Below are 19,134 nucleotides of genomic sequence, written 5' to 3' on the forward strand. Positions count from 1 at the left end.
CATTTCCAATCGACACTGTCAAACGCTGGCCAAACGCGGTCAGAAGCGGCCAACCGCCCGGAAGAGTTGGACTTTTTGGCCTGGCGTGCAAAAGCGCAAATAGAATATGCTCGATTGACGCGCTAAAAACTGCCGTCCATATTGGCAGAAATAGAAATCCGGTTCCGAACGAGAAGGCCATAAGGCCTGGTGGAACAAGGAGCCAGGGAGGCAACGATGCAGCTCGGCATTCTGACCGCGCCTTTTGCGGAGACGCCGCTTGTCGACGTGGCCGATTGGGCCGCGTCGGTCGGGTTTGAAGCGCTGGAAATTGCCTGCTGGCCGAGATCGTCGGGCGCCACCCGTCGCTATGCAGGCACAAGCCACATCGACGTCGTTAGCCTCGGTGCTTCGGAAGCCAGGGACATCGTCGCCTCGCTGCAAGCCAGGAAGCTCGCCATTTCGGCGCTCGCCTACTATCCCAACCCACTCCATCCCGACCTCGGCCACCGCCAGGCGGCGATCGAGCACCTCAAATCCGTCGTCAACGCCGCCAGCCTGATGGGCCTGCCGGTGGTCAACACTTTCGTCGGCGGCGATGCTGCCCAGCCGATCGAGGCCAACTGGAAAGAGGCCGAAAAGGTCTGGCCGGAAATCATCGCCTTTGCCCGCGACAAGGGCGTGACCCTGGCGTTCGAGAACTGCCCGATGCTGTTCAGCGCCAGCGAATGGCCGAGCGGCCACAACATCGCCTATTCGCCGATGATTTGGCGGCGCATTTTCGAGGCCTGGGGGACCGACGTGGGGATGAACTACGATCCATCCCACCTGGTCTGGCAGATGATCGATGGCGCCCGTTTTATCCGCGAATTCGGCGCGCGCATGCTGCATGTGCATGCCAAGGACCTGCTGATCGACCGCGATGGTCTTTACGAGCGCGGCATCATGTCGGCCGGCATCGGCTGGCAGATTCCGCGCATGCCGGGGCTTGGCGAGGTGAACTGGACTGTGTTCTTCTCCGAGCTCTACCGGGCGGGCTATGACGGGCCGGTCATCATCGAGCACGAGGACCGGCAATTCGAAGGCAGCGACGACAAGGTCAAGCGGGGCTTCCTGCTCGCGCGCGGCGTGCTGCGGCCTCTGGTAAAATGAAATTCTGCAACGAGAGTCCATAAGGACCGCAGACAACAAGGGCCGGAAGGCCACAAAGGGAGAGGAAACCCCATGCGACTTGCAAAGACTTCAATCATCTCACTGCTCGCCGGCGCGGCCATTCTGGCGTCGTCCGGCATGGCCTTTGCCGCCGGCACTTACACGATCGGCGTCTCCAACACGGTGCAAGGCAACGGCTGGCGCGAGGAAATGATCTGCGCCATCAAGGCCCAGGCCCTGGCTTCCGGCGAGGTTGCCTCGCTGAATATCGCCCACCGCAATACCGATGCCGCTGGCCAGCTGGAAGACATCCGCAACCTGATCAGCGCCAAGGTCAACGCCATCATCGTCAATCCGTCGGATCCCGCTGGCATCGCGCCCGCCCTGCAGGAAGCCGAGGCCGCCGGCATCACCGTTGTCGTCGTCGACCAGTCGGTCACCGATCCCAATATCTACACCATCCAGAACAATCAGTCGGACTATGCCTATCTGGGCGCCAAGTGGCTGTTCACGCAAATGGGCGGCAAGGGCGGCGTGGTCTATATGCGGGGCGCCGCCGGCGCTTCGGCCGACACCGATCGCGACGCCGGCTTCAAGAAGGCACTGACCGAGTTCCCCGACGTCAAGGTGGTGAGCGAGACTTTCACCGGCTGGCAGCAGGACCAGGGCAAGCAGCAGATTCTCGACTTCATCGCGTCGGGTGTACCGTTCGATGGCATTTGGACCTCGGGTATCGACAACGTCATCGTTGATGCGCTGACGGAATCCGGCGCCAAGCTCGTGCCCGTCGTTGGCGCCGACAATGCCGGCTTCGTCGAGCAGCTCAACACCGTCGCCGGCCTCTCCGGCGCAGCGGTCACCAATCCCGGTTCCGTAGGCGGCGCCGGCGTGACGCTGGCGCTGCAGGTGCTGGACGGCAAGGCCCCCGCGGAAAAAAGCAACTTCGTCACCCCCGTGCTTTGGGAGAACGTCACCCCGGAGGGCAAGGCCAACCTGCTGGCTGCCGCCGATCCGTCGCTGAACAAGGAATGGCCGGTGTCGATCTCGATCCCGGACTGGACCACCTACACCAAGGAACAGATCATCGCCTGCAAGGGCCCAGGCGAATAGACTCGATCCGCACACACTCGTTGAGCGGGGACGCCGGTCAGGCACTGGCGTCCCCGCTCGCTTCCACGGATTTTTTCTCGCCATGCCGATGACGACGAGCCCACTCCTTGAAGCCAACGGCCTGGTTAAAACCTATGGCGCGGTGCGCGCGCTGCGCAATGCCTCGCTGTCCTTGCTGCCCGGCGAAGTGCATGCCCTGATGGGTGCAAACGGGGCCGGCAAATCCACCATGGTCAAGATCCTGACCGGCGCCCTGCGTCCGACCGCCGGCAGGATTGCCATCCGCGGCGTCGAGCAGAAGGTCCGCTCGCCCGCCGATGCGCGGCGTGCCGGCCTGGTCTCGGTGTATCAGGAGCCCTCGCTGATCCCCGATCTCGATGTGCTGTCCAACCTGCGGCTGACCCGTACGCCGGTGGACGCGTTCCGCCACTGGGTACACGAATTGGGCGTGCCCGATCTCGACCTGAGCGAGATGGCGCGGGACGTGCCGCTGGCGATCCTGCGCGTCCTCGATCTCGCGCGCGCTTTGGCCATTGAACCCGATGTCCTGCTGCTCGATGAAATGACCGCGGCCCTGCCCGCCAATCTTGCGGAAAAAGTGCTTGAGGTGGTGCGCAAGCAAACCCAGACCGGCCGATCGGTGATCTTTATCTCGCATCGGTTCCTGGAAATTTCAGCACTATGCGACCGGGCCACCATCCTGCGTGACGGGGAAACCGTCGGCGTCGTCGATATCGGGCCCGATGTCGAGGACCGCATCGTGGAGCTGATGCTGGGCGAGCGAATTCTGCGCAAGCACGGCGCGGCGGTCGCCGCGGAGGCCCGTCCGCAAGCGCTGGGCAAAACCCGCCTCAGCGTACGCAACCTGCGCGTCGGCACCAAGCTCAACGACGTGTCGTTCGATCTGCATGATGGCGAGGTCGTCGGTGTCGTCGCCCTTGAAGGACAAGGGCAGGACGAGCTGTTCGCCGCGTTGGCGGGCTCGATCCGTCCGAGCGCGGGCGTCATCAAGGTCGCGGGTGAGGCGGTGAAATTCGGCAAGCCGCGCGACGCCATCGAACGGGGCATCGCCTACGTGCCGGGCGACCGCAGCGGCGCCTTGCTGATGCACCGCTCCGTGCGCGAGAACATCGCCCTGCCCTTCAGCGCCGGGGTGCGGCGCTGGGGCCCGATCAATATGGGCAACGAGCGCACCACCGTACTGCGCGCCATCGAGCGGCTGCAGATTGACACCCGCGCGCAGGGCGAGGTGCGGCGGCTCTCCGGCGGCAACCAGCAGAAGGTGACGATCGCCCGCTGGATCGCCGCCGACGCCAAGACTATTCTGTGCTTCGACCCGACACGTGGCATCGACGTGCGCACCAAGACGCAGATCTACACGCTGGTTCGCGAGCTGGCGGCACAGGGCAAGTCCGTCCTCTACTACACATCCGAACTCGAGGAAATTCAGCTGGTCTGCGACCGGGCGGTGGCCATCTTCGGCGGCAGGGTGGTCGATGTGCTGCCGGTCGAGATCGCCGACGAACTCGCCTTGACGCGGGCGGCCTATGGCCTGCCGCGCGATACGGCCGCCGATCTCGGCATCCTGGCCGACCCAACCCGTCCGAAGGCCGCGCCATGATCGCCTTTTCGCTGCGGCAGAGCTGGGTGATCGGGCTCGTCGTGCTGTTCGTCGCGCTGTTCGTGATCACCCGCTTCATCCAGCCGGCCTATGGCGCGAGGGATTTCGCGTCGCTGACGCAGGCCGCGCTGCCTTACGCGTTCGCCGTGGCGGCGCAGACCGTCATCGTGCTGGCCGGCGGCATCGACCTGTCGATTGCCGCGATGATGGCCGTGACCAGCGTCACGGCGGCACTGCTGATGAAGGACCAGAGCGCGGCATCGGCGCTCTACGCGGTGCCGCTGGTGCTCGCCTTCGGCTTCGCGCTGGGCGCGCTCAACGGCATTCTCATCACCATCTCCCGTGTGCCCGACATCGTCGTTACGCTGGCGATGATGTTCGTGCTGCAAGGCGTGGCCCTGCTCATCCTGCCATCGCCGGGCGGCGGCGCCGCCGATTGGCTGAAGGCGCTGGTCGTGGGGTCGTTATCGGTGCCGGGGCTGCCCGATGCGGTGTCGGCCTGGATACCGCATGCGCTGCTTGTGGTGGTAATTGCGGTGTGCGTGGTGTGGATACCTCTCAAGCGCTCGCAACTTGGCCTCAGTATTTACGCTATCGGCAGCAGTGAACTGGCCGCGTTCCGGAGCGGCGTTCCCGTGGCGCGAACCCGCATTCTCGCCTATGGCATCGGCGGCATCTTTGCCGCACTGGGCGGACTGACGCTGACCATGAGTACGGGCATCGGCGCACCGATCCCCGGACCCTATCTGCTGGCCAGCGTTGCCGCGGTCGTGCTCGGCGGGGTGGCGCTTACCGGTGGGCGCGGCGGACTGGTCGGCCCCATCGTCGCCGTGTTCGTCTTGCGCCTCGTGCGCACCGACCTGACCTTGCTGTCGGTCGATCCCAACGTCACCACCATCATCGAGGGGGTGATCATGGTCACCGTCGTCATGTTCGGCGCCTTGTTGGCCATGCGGGGGCGATCGACATGAGCGAAGTCGCCAGCCCATTGCCGCAGCCTCACCTGGGCCGACGTCTGCGCCGCCTCATGGCGGATCAGCCGATCATTCCGCTGATCGTGCTGCTGATCCTGCTTTGCGCGGTGCTGCAACTGCTCAGCCCCGGCATCATCAACCCCCTATGGGTTGCCAATACGATTAAATTCGCCATTCCCCTGGCATTATTGGCGGGCGCCCAGACCTTGACCATGCTCACCGGCGGCCTCGACCTGTCAGTTGGCACCGTGGGGACCATGGCCGCCTTCATCATGGCGACGCAGATCGGCCACCACGACCCGGCAACGACGCTGGCTTTATCACTGCTGCCCGCAGTCTTGATCGGGCTTGCCAACGGCGTCGGCGTCGGCATCTTCCGGGTGCATCCCCTGATCATGACACTCGGCACGGGCCTCGTCGGTTCAGGCATCCTGCAGGTCTATCAGCGCACCGTCATCGCCTCCGGCTCGGAAATCCCGCCCTTCATCGTCTGGCTGGGCACTGGCCTCACCTACGGCGTGCCCAATGCGCTTCTGCTGTTCGTGCCGATCGCGGCGCTGATCATTTTCGTGCTGCGGCGCACTGGATTCGGCCGGCAGGTCTATGCCATTGGCGACAACGAGAAGGCGTCGCGCCTGTCGGGCTCGACCTATTGGCAAGTCATCCTGGCGCTTTATGTCGCCTCCTCGCTGCTCGCCGCCATTGCCGGCCTGCTCTATGTGGGCGTCATCCGCACCCCGTCGCTGACGCTGCTCGAGCCCCTGGTGCTACCCTCGGTGGCGGCCACCATTATCGGCGGCACCTCCATCTTCGGCGGCCGCGGCAGCTATGCCACCGCGATCCTCGGCGCCCTCATCCTGCGCGTGCTTACGACGCTGCTGACCGTGCTGCAAATGCCCGAAGGACTGCGGCAGGGGCTGTTTGGCCTCGTGATCCTGCTCGTCACGGCCATCTACTTGAGGATAATCGAAGACAGTTAGCCGGTCGGACGCGTGGTGCTAACGGGTCGCCACGCGTTGGCCAGACGGCCTTAAGCCGCGTAAAACTTCAGGAACATGTCCACGCCGCTTGCGACGACGCGGCTGATTTCTGCGGCAGGCATTTCATGCGGCAAGTTGCCGAAGAGACGCCGCTTGAATGAGGAAGCCATCGACAGATCGATAAACTGCCGTGCTGCCAGCTCGGTATCTTCGATGCGCAGTTCGCCCAATGCCACCTTGGTGTCGAGGAACGCCTTGAGCACGACGATGGCTGAAAATGGATCGGGGCCGAAGAACCGCGTCGCGAGGTCCGGCATGCGTTCGGTTACGGCGAGCACCATGCGCTGCGCCCGGATCACCACGTCGGAGGTCATCTTGGTGGTGGTGGCAACGCCAAAGCGCTGCAAGGCCTCGGCAGTGGATTGGGCTTCATTGAGCTCATGTTCGGCGAAGGTCAGCATTGCCGTGCGTTCGCGGTCGATCAGGTGGGCGAACAGCTCTTCCTTGTTCTGGAAGTAGACATAGATCGTCCCTTTGGAGACGCCGGCCTCGGCGGTGATTTCATTCATGCTGGCGGCCTCGAAACCCAGCTTGAGAAAGCAGTTCTTGGCGCCGTCGAGAATCTGGTCGCGCTTGGCCGGGTCCTGCCCCGCCGCGGCGCGCCCACGCTGGCCTGCCGGAGCAAGTGGGGCGCCAGTTTGTGAGTCGGTCACTATGCACTCCTTGCATGGTTGGCGTTCGAACCGAGCGGTTCGATTTATCTTGATATGGAATATGGACAGGTCTATGTCAATCGAACCGAACAGTTCGGTTTAACGAATTCAAGCTCTGTGGTTCCCCGCTATGGCCAACGATAACGACAAAGTCCGCCGCTTGCCTGCCGCCCGCCGGTCCCAGACCGCAGCCGCTCCCGCCCCCGTTGAGGCGCTGGAGGCAGCGCCCGAAGCTGCCCCCGTGGTGGATGCCCCCGAGCCTGCTCCCGCTGCCCCCACCAAGCCCAAGGGCGGCAGCCGCCGCCGGGTCGTGGTTTCGATCATCGCGCTCCTGGCCCTGGCCGGCGCGGGTTGGTACGGCAACAATTATTACACGACCGGCCGCTTCATGGTGTCCACCGACGACGCCTATATCGTTGGCGATATCACCACCATTTCCCCCAAGGTCACCGGTTATGTGACCCAGGTCAATGTGGTTGCCAACCAGTCCGTCAAGGCCGGCGATACGCTGGTGACGCTGGACGACGGCGACTATCGCATCGCCCGTGACCAGGCCCAGGCGAGCATCGACACCCAGCACCTGACTCTCGCCCGCATCGACGCCCAGATCACTGGCGCCGGCGCTGCCGTCACCCAGGCCGAGGCGCAAAAGACTGCGCTCCAGGCCGCCCAGCGCAACGCACAGCTTGCCTTCGATCGCTCAACCGAACTGACCGCCCGCGCCGTTGTCTCGCAGGCCGATCTTGACAAGGCCACCGCGGCGCTCGATCAGGCTAATGCCAACATCGCTGCCGGCGACGCGCAGATCGCCGCCGCAAAGGCCAATATCGGCGTGTTGCAGGCGCAGCGCGCGGAGGCCGCCGGCGCGATCAAGTCGCAGGAATTGACACTGCAAAAGGCCGAACGCGACATGGCTTTCACCGTGCTGCGCGCGCCCTATGACGGCATTGTCGGCAACATGGCGGTGCAGACCGGCGACCTGGTCAGCCCCGGCGCGCGCCTCGCCGCCGTAGTTCCGGTCAACGCGCTCTATGTCGAAGCCAATTTCAAGGAAACCCAGCTCGCCAACCTGGTTCCCGGCGAAGCAGTGACCATCACTGTCGACGCCCTCGGCGCCGGGCCAATCCACGGCACCGTCGAGTCGCTGGCTCCCGCCTCCGGCTCGGTGTTCTCCCTGCTGCCGGCCGAAAATGCCACCGGCAACTTCACCAAGGTGGTGCAGCGCGTCCCCGTGCGCATCGCACTGCCCGCCGATGCGTTGGCCACCGGCAAGCTGCGCGCTGGTCTCAGCGTCACCGTCGAGGCCGATACCCGCACCATCCCGGCGTCGGCGAACTGACGCTGGCATGAGGGAGCGGTCCGATGGCAAACGCAATAGTCGACGTCGCGGCGGTCAGCGCCGATAAGGATGCCATGCCCGCCCGACGCATCTTCGCCTTCGTGGCGATGGTGTTCGGCATGTTCATGGCCATCCTCGATATTCAGGTGGTCTCGGCCTCCCTCGCAGAAATCCAGGCCGGCCTCAGCGCCGGCTCGGACGAAATCGGCTGGGTGCAAACCTCCTACCTGATCGCCGAAGTCATCATGATCCCGCTGTCCGGCACGCTGGGCCGCATCATGTCGACCCGCGTGCTGTTCACCATTTCGGCCGCCGGCTTCACCATTGCCAGCGCGCTGTGCGCCACCGCCACCAATATCGACCAGATGATCGTCTATCGGGCGCTGCAGGGCTTTATCGGCGGCGGCATGATCCCGTCGGTCTTCGCCGCCGCCTTCACGATTTTCCCGCCCTCCCGGCGCGCCATCGTTTCCCCCATCATCGGCCTCGTCGCCACGCTGGCGCCCACCATCGGGCCGACCGTCGGTGGCTACCTGACCAGCGCCCTCTCCTGGCACTGGCTGTTTCTCATCAACGTCATCCCCGGCATTTTGGTCGCCAGCGCCGCCTGGTTGCTGATCGACTTCGACAAGCCGGAAAAGGGCCTGATGGCCAAGTTCGACTGGTGGGGCCTGCTCGCCATGGGCACGTTCCTGGGCGGCATGGAATATGTGCTCGAGGAAGGCGCCGCGCATGACTGGCTGAACGACCAGACCATCCTTATGGTGTTCATCGCCATGGTTGTCGGCGGCGTCGTGTTCTTCTGGCGCGCCTTCAAGGTCGAATTCCCCATTGTTGACCTGCGCGCCTTCAGTAACGTCAATTTCGCCTTCGGCTCGGTGTTCTCGTTCGTCCTGGGCATCGGCCTCTATGGCCTGACCTACCTCTACCCGCTCTATCTCGGACGCATTCGCGGCTATGACTCCATGATGATCGGCGAAACGTTGTTCATCTCCGGCCTCTGCATGTTCCTGACCGCGCCATTTGCCGGCTTCCTGTCCAGCAAGATGGACCTGCGCGTCATGATGATGATCGGCTTCCTCGGCTTTGCCGCCGGCACCTATTCGATGAGCCAGCTCACCGCCGACTGGAGTTTTAACGAGCTGCTAATCCCGCAGATTTTCCGCGGCGTCTCGATGATGCTGTGCATGGTGCCGATCAACAATCTGGCGCTCGGCACGCTGGCGCCGGAACGCCTCAAGGGCGGTTCGGGCCTGTTCAACCTCACCCGCAATCTGGGCGGTGCAGTGGGCCTGGCGCTGATCAACACGATCCTCGTCAACCGCACGGCCACACACTACGAAGTTCTGGCCGAGCATGTCACCTGGTCCAATCCCGCCGCTGTGGCACAGATGGACCAGATGGTGCGCAACAACACTGCCAACGGGCTGAACGGCCTGGAGGCCGCGACACGCCAACTCTCCAACATCGTGCGCCAGCAGGCCACCATCCTGTCGATGATCGACGTGCTGCTCATCCTGACGGTGGCCTTTGCCGGCCTCGCCGTCCTCGCCTTGCTGATGAAGAAGCCCGGCAAAGCTGGCGGCGGTGGTGGCGGACACTAGCGACGGGACCTCAATCTCGACACACGCGCCGAACGGCCTCCCTCCCCCTTGAGGAGAGGGAACCGATCGAGTGAGTGGCAAAACTGTCGACGACGGCACCTCGCCCCGCTCCCTCAGATCACCGGCAACCGCACCCGAAAGCACGCGCCCGGCAGCGCACTCGGCGCGAGTTCCAGTGTCCCATTCATACGCGTAATGATCTGCCGGCTGATGGTCAGCCCCAACCCGGCCCCGCTCTGATCAGTGCCGTTATGACGACCGCGCGAAAACTTGCGGAAGATCAACTTGCGCTCGCCCTTGGCGATGCCCCCGCCATTATCGGCGATGTCGACCACATAATGCCCCGAGCGCACCAGCGAGCTAACCCGCATCACCGGCTGCTCGGCATCGTTGTATTTCACCGCGTTGGAAATCAGGTTGATGAACACCTGGCACAGCCGGTCGGCATCGCCGTCGACCATGGCGGCGCGCGTGCGCGGCCCAAGCTCCACAGTCATCCCCCGCTGCCGCAGCAGCGCGTCACACACGCCCAGCGCCCGCGCCAGCGCCGCCTCGGCATCGGTTGGTCTATTCTCCCACGCCCGCTCGCCGCGCTCCAGCGCACTCAGATCAAGGATTTCATCCAGCAGCTTGGTCAGCCGCAAACTCTCCTGATGAATGGTGGACACGAACCGCTGCCGCTGGCCGTCATCCAAATCGCCCGGCTCCAGCAATATCTCGGAGAACGAGCGGATCGAGGTCATCGGCGTGCGCACTTCGTGGCTCACCTGGCTGAGGAAATCGTCCTTCTGGCCGTCAAGTTCGCGCAATTGAGCATTGGCATCCTCCAGCTTCTGCGCCGTCGAGCGCAGTTCGGCCGAGGTCAGCTCCAATTGCTGGGAATACTGGATCACCTGCTGGGTCTCGTCGGCCATCTGCATGACCTCCTCCAGCGAAACGTCGCTGCCGGAAACGACTTTGGACAGCATGACATGCGCCGACGCCGCCCCAATCGAGCCCGCCAGTTCGCGCTCCAGCCGCCCGATGAATTCGGGCGATGGATCAAGCTGTGCCGGCTCCACCCCGCTTTCCCGCGCCGCCGTTTCGAACAGCGCAGCCGCCCGTCGTTCGCCCAGCACGCGCTCGGCGACGAAATAGAGATCGTTCGCCGTCGCTGAGCCCCGGATGAAATTGCCCTGCGGCACCGCGCCCCGGCGGAAAATGTCGACGAACACGGTCGCCTGTATGCGCTCCAGCGCCGATTGGGTGGTGAACAGCGATACCACCACCAGCATGAAGACGTTGAGGAACAGGCTCCAGAACACCGAATGCACCAGCGGATCGAGCCCATCGAGCCCGAACAGATGCTCGGGCCGCAGGAAACCGATGCCCCATGGCCCTTCGACCATCAGCCGCGCCACCACCGGGCTGACCGTCTCAAAGCTGGGCAGGAACATGGTCCAGGCCCATACCACAAAGCCGACAAACACCCCGGTGGCCGCCCCCTTCAGCGACGCGTCGCGCCAATACAGCCCCGCCAGAATCGCCGGCAGGAACTGCGCCACGCCCGCAAACGAGATCAGCCCGATTGGCGCCAGTGCATCGCTGTCGCCGGTCAGCGAAAAATACAAAAATCCCAGCGTCAGGATCAGCGCGATGGAGATGCGCCGACTGATCAGCAGCAGCCGCGTCACCCCTCGCCCGTCCCCCTGCCCGATGCCGCTCGAACTGCGCAGCACTATGGGCATGATGATGTGGTTGGAGACCATGATCGACAGCGCAATCGAGGCGACGATAATCATCGAGGTGGCCGACGAAAACCCGCCGATAAAGGCCAGCAGCGCCAGCCCGGACTGCCCCGCCGCCAGCGGCAGCGTCAGCACGAACATGTCGGGATTGGCGCCGGCCGGCATATTGGTCAGCCCATAGAGCGCAATGGGCATGGTGAAAATGCTCATCAGCAGCAAATAGGCCGGAAAGGCCCATCCGGCGGTGCGCAGATGGTTCTCATTGGAATTTTCGACCACGGTGATCTGGAACTGCCGCGGCAGGCAGATGATCGCGGCACCCGACAAAATGGTCATCGCCAGAAAGCGCGAGCCGAACGTGTTGTCGGAGTAGATTTCGATCCCCGCCGCCGCCGCCCGGCTATAGATCGCCTCGAAGCCGCCACCCAGCCCGAAAGTGACAAATATCCCCACGGCCAGCAATGCCGTCAGCTTGATGACCGCCTCGAAAGCGATGGCGGCGACGACACCGTGATGCTGCTCCTTGGCGTCGACATTGCGGGTGCCGAACAGGATGGTGAACAGCGCCATGCCCGCCGCGATGCCAAAGGCCAGCGCCCCATCGTCAACCCCGGCCAGGCTTCCGCGCGCACCTTCGGAGGAGGCGGCAACCGCCTGAATTGACGACGTAATCGCCTTGAGCTGCAACGCGATATAAGGCGTGATGCCGATCACCGCGATCAGCGTTATCAACACCGCCAGCCGGTTGGACTTGCCATAGCGCGACGACAGCAGGTCGGCGATCGAGGTAATCGCCTGCGTCCGCCCGATCCGCACCAGCTTGCGCAGCACGAACCACCAGCCCACGAACACGATGGTGGGGCCGAGATAAATCGTCAGGAATTCCAGCCCGCTACGGGCCGCATTACCCACTGCGCCGTAAAACGTCCAGCTGGTGCAATAGACCGATATCGACAGCGTATAGACTGCCGGCGAATGCAGGAACGAGGTCTTGCTGGCCCGCGCTCGCCTGTCCCCGAAATAGGCCAGCACGAACAGCAGGCCGACATAGACCACGGCCGAGATGATGACGAAATCGGCCGACAGCATCAGCCGCCCCCGTCGCCGGAATCGGGCGGCATATATTTGGGTAGGTAATGCGTCAGCAGCGCCGTACCGGCAATCAGCAGCCCCCAAACCACAAACAGGTAGATGACAATCTGCGGGATGCCGAAATGGCTGATGCGCTGGTTGAACACAAACACCAGTGGCGGCACGAACAGCAGCGCGCCGAACGCCGCCAGCACCAGCATGCCGCTTTCGAGTTTACGGCGATCCGGCATTTTCGCCCAGCAATTGCCGCACCGCGCCGACCACATCGGCATTGGCATAAGGCTTGGTAACGAAGGCGTCGGCCCCCAGTTCGGTGGCGATGCGCCGATCCTGCTGCTGGCCCTTGGCCGTCAGGATCAGCACCGGCATGGACTGCAACGCCACGTCGGCCCGCAACAGTTTGAGCACGTCGAAACCGCTGCGCTTGGGCAGCATGACATCGAGCAGCAGCATGCGCGGCCGTAGCCGACGCACGCCCTCCAGCGCAGCATCGCCGTCGGTTACCGCGCTGACGCTCCAACCGGCCCGCCGAAGAATGAATTCGAGCGATTCCAAAATGCTCGGCTCATCTTCGGCAATCAACACGTCGATTGCCAAAATCCCCCCTTTGCATCCGCGGTCTCCCCTCCGCGAATGGCGACACTAAAGCGCAATCAGTCCGGATCGCCAAGCGCAAACCCGAATGGCACCAACGGCGAGCGGATTTCCGCCGTCATGCCGCCCGGCGCCATCACCTCCTCCTGTCGGCTGGGACACTCCCGCCGCGTGCACAGCCGGCAACTCGGCCCGACCGGCACATCGGCTGATTGGTCCTGCAAATCGAGCCCGGCACTGTAGATAGTCCGGTCCGCATGCAGCACATTGCAGGCCAGCATGATCGAGGTTGGCACCACTGTCTCGCGGAACGCTGCCGTCCGCCGCTGCACCGTCTGCGCCAGGAACAGATAGCGCGACCCATCGGCAAACCGAACGATCTGGCGCACCATCGTGTCGGGCGTGCGGAAGGCGCCATAGATCGCCCAGAGCGGACACGCGTGCCCACTATTGGGCAACAGCAGCCCCGGCAGCGGAAAATGCTTGGTCAGCCGTCCCGCCGGATCGGAGCGCAGGAACCCGAACGGTATCCCCTGCTCCCCGGGCCGGCGCAGCGTCACCAGCCGATGGGCAATCTGCTCGAAGCTGGCATGATAAATCTGCCGCAGCCGGTCGATATCGTAGCGCACCGCCTCCGCATCGCGCAGAAACCGCGAATAGGGAAACACCATTGCCCCGGCGAGATAGGTTCCCATCGCCCGCGCCGCCAGCCGCCGCGCCACCGGGCTAGTCAGCGCCGCCGATTGAAGCGCCTCCGCCAACACATTCCCCGCCGCCAGTTCCCCATAGAGCCGCGCCAGCTGGAACTGCCGCGTCGCCAGCGTCGCCGCCCCCTGGAACCACACCACCCGTGATTCGGTATCAAACCGATATTGCCCCGGAAAATCGGAGCCGACATTGCCCGCCGCACCGCCAAACACAACCTCGACCCCGAACCGCTCCCCCAGTAGCGCCGTCAGCGTCACGACATTGAACGGCCCCGCCGCCTCGATCTCGGCTCGCAAAATCCCCGCCGCGTCCTCCAGCGTGGGAAAATAGTTCTCGCGCTCGATAATGAGATCATCGATTTCCCGCGCCGGTGAAACACTCCGTCGCGTCTGGCTGGCCGTATCGAACTGCCCGATCAGGTTGCGCGCCACATCGCTCAGCGCCAGCGTCTCGCGCCCGATCGCCGCCAGAAACCGCTGCCGCTCGGCATCATCGAGATCGGGCACATCCTGCAGAATTTCGGCGCTGGACCGCACGGCGGTGATGCTCGACAAAATCTGGTGCAGCATCTGGCTCAGCAGCGGATCGCTGCGTAGCCGATCGGCATAGGCATCGGCGCTCGTCATCGCCGCGCCATAGGCTCGATGTAGCCGCGAGAGCGCCGCCGCACTCGCCGGATATTGCGCCACCAGGTCGCGTCGCTCGTCGGGTTGGAACGGAAGTGCCTGCACCATCGGGTCGGCGAACGCCTCTTCCAGATCCTGCAGCAATTTTTGTTCAAGAAGTCCAGCAAGCTGGTCGATATCGATGTCCAGATGCTGCGCCACGCGTTGCAAAAGCGCCCCGCCGATGTCGCGTTTATTGTTCTCGATCAGGTTGAGATAGCTCGGCGAAATGCCGACCAGCCGCGCCAAGGCGGCCTGCGAAATCCCCAGCACCTTGCGCCGATTACTGATGCGAAACCCGATGGGCGCACGCATGGAAACTCCTCCAAACCGCTTACCTGTCAATCAATTGACTATTGTTCACCGGTTTCGGATCAAGAATTTACAGAATATCTCTGAGATTACAACAGCCTATTGCCAGTCTTTGCAGGCGGGACAAATACTCCCGGTGCGGAGACCTGCTGGCTATGCATCAGCCGTCCCGCACCAAGAGGAGGAAATCGATGGCTGTTTTGACTCGGCGCAGGCTGCTCCAAACCGGCATGGCCGGCATTATCGGCACGGGCATTGCGCCCATGATGTTCACCAAGGGCGCCTGGGCCCAGGAATTCTGCAACAATCCCACCGGCGACACCGTCACCTTCGGCTTCAACATGCCCCTGACCGGTGCTTACGCCGACGAAGGCGCCGACCAGCAGCGCGCTTTGACGCTCGCCGTCGAGCATCTCAACGGCGAAGGCGATGGCGGCCTTTTGCCGAGCTTCTCATCCAAGTCTTTGACCGGCAAAGGTGTTCTGGGCAAGAAAGTCGCTTACGTCACCGGCGACGACCAGACCAAAGCCGATGCCGGCCGCGACTCCGCCCGGCGCATGATCGAGCGCGACGGCGCTATCATGATCTGCGGCGCCTCGTCCTCTGCGGTCGCCATCGCCGAACAGGCGCTGTGCCAGGAGATGGGCGTCATCTACATGGCGGGCCTCACACACTCCAACGATACCACCGGCAAGGACAAGAAAAAGTACGGCTTCCGCCACTTCTTCAACGCCTACCAGTCCGGTATCGCGCTTGGCCCGGTGCTCGGCGAAGCCTATGGCAAGGACCGCGTCGCCTACCACCTGACTTCCGATTACACTTGGGGCTGGACCCAGGAAGAGTCGATGAAGAACGCCACCGAGGCGCTTGGTTGGAAAACCATCACGCCCGTTCGCACCCCCGTCGGCGCCGGCGATTTCAGCCAGTATCTGACCCCGGTGCTCAATTCCGGCGCCGACGTGCTGATCCTCAACCATTACGGCTTCGACGGCGTCAATTCGCTGACCCAAGCCGTGCAGTTCGGCATGAAGGACAAGACCGTCAACGGCAAAAAGTTCGAGATCGTGCTGCCGCTGGTGTCCGACCTGATGGCCAAGGGCGCGGGCGAAGCCATGAAGGGCGTCTACGGCACGTCGAACTGGGATTGGCAGCTCAAGGATGCCGCCAGCGCCGCCTTCACCAAGTCGTTCGGCGCCAAATACGGCCAGCCGCCGAGCCAGATCGCCCACACCTCCTATGTGCAGGCCCTGCTTTATGCCGATGCCTGCGAGCGTGCCGGCACCTTCTATCCGCCCGAAGTCATCAAGGCCCTGGAAGGCTTCGAGTTCGACGGCATGGGCAATGGCCCGACGCTCTATCGTGACACCGACCACCAGTGCTTCAAGGATGTCCTCGTGGTGCAGGGCAAGGAAGCCCCAACCAACCAGTATGACCTGCTGGACGTGGTCGCCACCGCCTCCAAGGAGAGCGTCACCTACGATCCCGCGATCTTCGGCGGCGAGCTGGGTCCCGATACAGCGGCCATGTGCTGATCAAGCGGGGCCCGGTCGCGATGACCGGGCCCCTGACCTTTTCCGCGCAAAACCACCGGTAGGTTCATGGACGCGATCCTCGCACAGCTGCTCAATGGCCTCGACAAGGGCGGGGCCTATGCCCTGATCGCCCTGGGCCTGACCCTGGTGTTCGGCACTTTGGGCGTCGTCAACTTCGCCCATGGGGCGCTGTTCATGCTCGGCGCCTTCTGCGCGGTGGCGTTTCGCCAGCTGATCACGATGGAGACGGTGACCATTGATCCGTCCCAACTCTCGCCCTGGGGCGCGCCGCTCGAGATCAAGACACCACTGGCGCAGACCTGGTTCGGCGAGTTCGGCGCAGTGATGATCGAGTATTCGGTGCCCTTGTCCATCATTCTGGCCATTCCCGTCATGCTGATCATCGGCATCGCGATGGAACGTGGCATCATTAAGCATTTCTACAAGCGCTCGCATGCCGAGCAGATTCTCGTCACCTTCGGGCTGGCTATCGTGGCGCAAGAGGTCATCAAGGCGATCTTCGGCTCCAACCCGATTTCTCAACCCATGCCCACCGCGCTGCGCGGCGCCGCCGATATCGGTCTGTGGCTCGGAATGGGACCCAATGTGCTGACCTATCCCTGGTGGCGACTGCTTTATTTCGTATTTTCCGCCGCCATCATCGCTGCCGTATTCGCCTTCCTGCGCTTCACCACCTTCGGCATGGTGGTCCGCGCCGGCATGGCCGATCGCGAGACGGTGGGCCTGCTCGGCATCAATATCGGTCGGCGCTTCACCATCATGTTCGGCCTCGCCGCCGTAGTCGCGGGGCTGGCAGGGGTGATGTATACGCCGTTGGTGCCGCCCAATTATCACCTGGGCATGGATTTCCTCGTGCTCAGCTTTGTCGTCGTCGTGGTCGGCGGCATGGGCTCGCTGCCCGGCGCGGTGGCGGCAGGATTCCTGCTCGGAATATTGCAGAGTTTCGCCTCGATGGCGCAGGTCAAGGCCATGCTGCCCGGCATCGACCAGATCATCATTTACCTGACAGCAGTGATCATCCTGCTGGTACGCCCACGCGGCCTGATCGGCCGGCGCGGCATGATGGAGAGCTGAGATGAGTGCCCTCCTGACCTCCCGCCGCGACGCCATTACGCTGGCAATCTTCGCCCTGGTCGTGCTCACCATGCCGGTCTGGCTCCAGCCCTTCGGCGCCGCCTATCCCGGCCTGATGCAGAAATTTGCGATCTACGCCATCTTCGCCATCGGCTTCAACATCCTGTTCGGCCTCACCGGCTATCTCAGCTTCGGCCACGCAGCGTTTCTCGGCGTCGGCTCTTATACAGCGGTCTGGTCGTTCAAGCTGTTGACCATGGACGCGCTGCCCGCCATCGCCTTTGCGATCATTCTCTCGGGCCTGCTGGCCGTCGTCATCGGCTATCTGAGCCTGCGCCGGTCCGGCATCTACTTCTCCATCCTGACGCTCGCCTTCGCCCAGATGTGCTACAACCTCGCCTATTCGGTGCTGACCCCGATCACCAATGGCGAGACCTCGCTGCAGCTCAATCTGCAAGACCCGCGTGTCATCGATTCAGCGCTCGCGCCGCGTCCCGCCGGCCTGCCCAGTGCCGGCCTGTTTGGCCATACTTTCAGCGGCCTCGAAGGCTTCTATTTCTGCGCCGCAGCCCTGCTGATCGCCTTCTTCATCGCCCAGAAAATCTTCGCCTCGCCCTTCGGTATGATGCTGCGCGGCATCAAGTCCAACCAGACGCGGATGAACTATACCGGCTTCAATACCCGCCCTTACGCACTGACGGCCTTCGTCATCTCGGGCATGTATGCCGGCCTGGCCGGCGCCTTGCTGGCGGTCACCGACCCGCTGGCTGGCGCGGAACGCATGCAATGGACCGCCTCGGGCGAGGTCGTGTTGATGACCATTCTCGGCGGCGTCGGCACCTTGATCGGGCCGGTGCTCGGCGCCTGGATCATCAAGTACTTCGAGAACATCTTCTCCGCCTTCAATGAGCAGATCGTCAGCCGGTTCTTCGATTTCCTGCCCGCAGGCATTCATGACGTCGTCGTGGCCGTCGCCAGCAAGTTTGTCGGCGAGGGCTGGAACCTTACCCTTGGCCTCGTCTTCGTGCTGATCGTCGTGTTCCTGCCCGGCGGCATCATGGAAGGCGTGCGCCGCATTACCCATCTGTTCGACAAATCCCGCCGCGCGCCGCCGACGCCCGCCCGGCTGTCCACTCAACCTGCCGAATAGGACGACACCCATGGCTATTCCCAATGTCGTCCTGCATGTTGCCGACGTCCACAAGCGCTTCGGCGGGCTGCATGCTCTCGCCGATATCGATCTGCAGATCGAGGAAGGCCAGACCCACGCCATTATCGGCCCTAACGGCGCCGGCAAATCGACCCTGCTCAATGTGTGCATCGGCAAGCTGGCGCCGACCAGCGGCACCGTGGTGTTCGACGGCCAGGTGCTGACCGGCAAGAAGCCCTATGAAATCAACCAGCTCGGCATTGCCCGCGTGTTCCAGACGCCGGAGATTTTCGCCGATCTCAGCGTGCTGCAAAACGTCATGATCCCCGCCCTCGCCAAGCGCGACGGCGCGTTCAAGCTCAACCTGATGCGCTCGCTGGACAGCCAGACCGCTATCCGCACCGAGGCCGAGGCCATGCTGGAGGATGTCGGTCTGCTCAACCGCCGCGACATGCTCGCCGGCAGCCTCAGCCGCGGCGACAAGCGGCGAATGGAGCTGGCCATGTGCCTGATTCAGCGCCCTCGCCTGCTGCTGCTCGACGAGCCGACCGCAGGCATGAGCCGCCACGACACCAACACCACCATCGACCTGCTCAAAAAGATCAAGAGCCGCGGCATGACCAAGGTCATCATCGAGCACGACATGCATGTCGTGTTCTCGCTGGCCGACAAGATTTCGGTTTTGGCCCAGGGCCGCATCATCGCCGATGGTACGCCCGACGAAGTGCGCGGCAATCCCAAGGTGCAGGAAGCCTATCTCGGCGGGGCGCATCAATGAGCGATATCG

16 protein-coding genes are annotated in these 19,134 nt (G+C 63.5%); 11 read left to right on the plus strand and 5 right to left on the minus strand.

Annotation, left to right across the window (positions count from 1 at the left end; translation table 11 throughout):
• The first annotated feature begins 216 nt into the window (after positions 1–216).
• The 5 genes from ABIB57_RS01470 to ABIB57_RS01490 all read left to right on the plus strand — a co-directional run bounded on the left by ABIB57_RS01470 (position 217) and on the right by ABIB57_RS01490 (position 5,816).
• Positions 217–1,131 (plus strand): sugar phosphate isomerase/epimerase family protein, encoded by a 915-nt coding sequence (locus ABIB57_RS01470; RefSeq protein WP_354038074.1) that lies wholly within the window; start codon positions 217–219, stop codon positions 1,129–1,131.
• A gap of 72 nt (positions 1,132–1,203) precedes the next feature.
• Positions 1,204–2,241, plus strand: a complete 1,038-nt coding sequence (locus tag ABIB57_RS01475) for a substrate-binding domain-containing protein (protein ID WP_354038075.1) — start codon at positions 1,204–1,206, stop codon at positions 2,239–2,241.
• Positions 2,242–2,329: 88 nt separating this feature from the next.
• Entirely contained in the window at positions 2,330–3,862 is a 1,533-nt protein-coding gene (locus ABIB57_RS01480; protein ID WP_354038739.1) for a sugar ABC transporter ATP-binding protein, read from the plus strand.
• Positions 3,859–4,833, plus strand: coding sequence for an ABC transporter permease (locus ABIB57_RS01485; RefSeq protein WP_354038076.1), 975 nt, complete (start codon positions 3,859–3,861; stop codon positions 4,831–4,833). The genes ABIB57_RS01480 and ABIB57_RS01485 overlap by 4 nt, the downstream gene beginning before the upstream one ends.
• Positions 4,830–5,816, plus strand: coding sequence for an ABC transporter permease (locus tag ABIB57_RS01490; protein WP_354038077.1), 987 nt, complete (start codon positions 4,830–4,832; stop codon positions 5,814–5,816). The genes ABIB57_RS01485 and ABIB57_RS01490 overlap by 4 nt, the downstream gene beginning before the upstream one ends.
• A 50-nt stretch (positions 5,817–5,866) precedes the next feature.
• Here the strand turns inward: ABIB57_RS01490 and ABIB57_RS01495 are convergent, their stop codons facing one another.
• Positions 5,867–6,529 carry a TetR/AcrR family transcriptional regulator gene (locus ABIB57_RS01495; RefSeq protein ID WP_354038078.1) on the minus strand — a complete coding sequence of 221 codons (663 nt, stop codon included), beginning with the start codon at positions 6,527–6,529 and terminating at the stop codon, positions 5,867–5,869.
• 130 nt (positions 6,530–6,659) lie between these two features.
• Here ABIB57_RS01495 and ABIB57_RS01500 point away from each other — a divergent pair, with 130 nt between their 5' ends.
• Positions 6,660–7,868: an HlyD family secretion protein gene (locus tag ABIB57_RS01500; protein ID WP_354038079.1), complete on the plus strand. Its 1,209-nt coding sequence runs from the start codon at positions 6,660–6,662 to the stop codon at positions 7,866–7,868.
• A gap of 23 nt (positions 7,869–7,891) precedes the next feature.
• On the plus strand, positions 7,892–9,472 hold the full coding sequence (locus ABIB57_RS01505) for a DHA2 family efflux MFS transporter permease subunit (RefSeq protein WP_354038080.1): 1,581 nt from the start codon (positions 7,892–7,894) through the stop codon (positions 9,470–9,472).
• 113 nt (positions 9,473–9,585) lie between these two features.
• Here ABIB57_RS01505 and ABIB57_RS01510 read toward each other — a convergent pair whose 3' ends face one another.
• From ABIB57_RS01510 to ABIB57_RS01525, 4 genes are read right to left on the minus strand one after another with little or no spacing between them, the layout of a single operon-like run.
• The gene (locus ABIB57_RS01510; RefSeq protein WP_354038081.1) at positions 9,586–12,288 is read right to left on the minus strand and encodes an ATP-binding protein; all 2,703 of its coding nucleotides are present in this window, start codon (positions 12,286–12,288) and stop codon (positions 9,586–9,588) included.
• Positions 12,288–12,521, minus strand: a complete 234-nt coding sequence (locus tag ABIB57_RS01515; protein WP_354038082.1) for a hypothetical protein — start codon at positions 12,519–12,521, stop codon at positions 12,288–12,290. Before ABIB57_RS01515 ends, ABIB57_RS01510 begins: the two co-directional genes overlap by 1 nt.
• A complete protein-coding gene (locus tag ABIB57_RS01520) occupies positions 12,505–12,888 on the minus strand; it encodes a response regulator transcription factor (RefSeq protein WP_354038083.1) in 384 nt (127 codons plus the stop codon). Before ABIB57_RS01520 ends, ABIB57_RS01515 begins: the two co-directional genes overlap by 17 nt.
• Positions 12,889–12,944: 56 nt before the next feature.
• The gene (locus ABIB57_RS01525) at positions 12,945–14,573 is read right to left on the minus strand and encodes a helix-turn-helix domain-containing protein (RefSeq protein ID WP_354038084.1); all 1,629 of its coding nucleotides are present in this window, start codon (positions 14,571–14,573) and stop codon (positions 12,945–12,947) included.
• 188 nt (positions 14,574–14,761) lie between these two features.
• On the opposite strand from ABIB57_RS01525, the gene ABIB57_RS01530 reads away from it, so the two are divergent.
• The 4 genes from ABIB57_RS01530 (at position 14,762) to ABIB57_RS01545 (ending at position 19,125) form a co-directional block, all read left to right on the plus strand.
• Positions 14,762–16,102, plus strand: coding sequence for a substrate-binding protein (locus tag ABIB57_RS01530; RefSeq protein ID WP_354038085.1), 1,341 nt, complete (start codon positions 14,762–14,764; stop codon positions 16,100–16,102).
• 66 nt (positions 16,103–16,168) lie between these two features.
• Positions 16,169–17,197, plus strand: coding sequence for a branched-chain amino acid ABC transporter permease (locus tag ABIB57_RS01535; RefSeq protein WP_354038086.1), 1,029 nt, complete (start codon positions 16,169–16,171; stop codon positions 17,195–17,197).
• Between the two features lies 1 nt (position 17,198).
• Positions 17,199–18,347, plus strand: a complete 1,149-nt coding sequence (locus tag ABIB57_RS01540) for a branched-chain amino acid ABC transporter permease (RefSeq protein ID WP_354038087.1) — start codon at positions 17,199–17,201, stop codon at positions 18,345–18,347.
• 10 nt (positions 18,348–18,357) lie between these two features.
• Positions 18,358–19,125 carry an ABC transporter ATP-binding protein gene (locus ABIB57_RS01545; RefSeq protein ID WP_354038088.1) on the plus strand — a complete coding sequence of 256 codons (768 nt, stop codon included), beginning with the start codon at positions 18,358–18,360 and terminating at the stop codon, positions 19,123–19,125.
• Positions 19,126–19,134: the final 9 nt, after the last annotated feature.

This window comes from Devosia sp. UYZn731 (assembly GCF_040546795.1).
GTDB lineage: Bacteria > Pseudomonadota > Alphaproteobacteria > Rhizobiales > Devosiaceae > Devosia.